Here is a 362-nt window from a genome sequence, read left to right as displayed (position 1 = left end):
GAACAAGTTGCCAAAACTCCAAATAATATTGCCATAGTATTTGAAGAAACGCAATTGACCTACAAAGAACTGGACGAGCAATCCAGTCAATTGGCGGGGTATCTGACGCAAAATTACGCCATTGCACCTGATGATCTGGTAGGACTTATACTCAACAGAAGCGAACGAATGATCGTTTCTATTTTCGGGATCTTAAAAGCAGGCGGCGCTTATGTGCCCATGGATGTGCATTATCCGCAGGAAAGAGTTGATTTTATCACAAGCGATGCGAAGCTGAAACTGAGCATTAATGAGGCTGAATTTGCCAAATTTAAGTCCGTTCAGAATTCGTATCCCACCACAACGCCTGAACGCGGGGATCT

Annotated in this window: 1 protein-coding gene; it reads left to right on the top strand. The window is 43.9% G+C overall.

The genetic code is table 11. The features are described from left to right. The coding region (locus GJU43_RS22760) for an AMP-binding protein (RefSeq protein WP_154344188.1) at window positions 1-362 on the top strand (362 nt) is incomplete at both ends.

Origin of the sequence: Flavobacterium sp. LC2016-23 (genome assembly GCF_009674775.1) — a bacterium.
Taxonomy (GTDB): domain Bacteria; phylum Bacteroidota; class Bacteroidia; order Flavobacteriales; family Flavobacteriaceae; genus Flavobacterium.
Note: the sequence above shows the minus strand (reverse complement) of the source record. Positions and strands in the feature narration are given on the sequence as shown.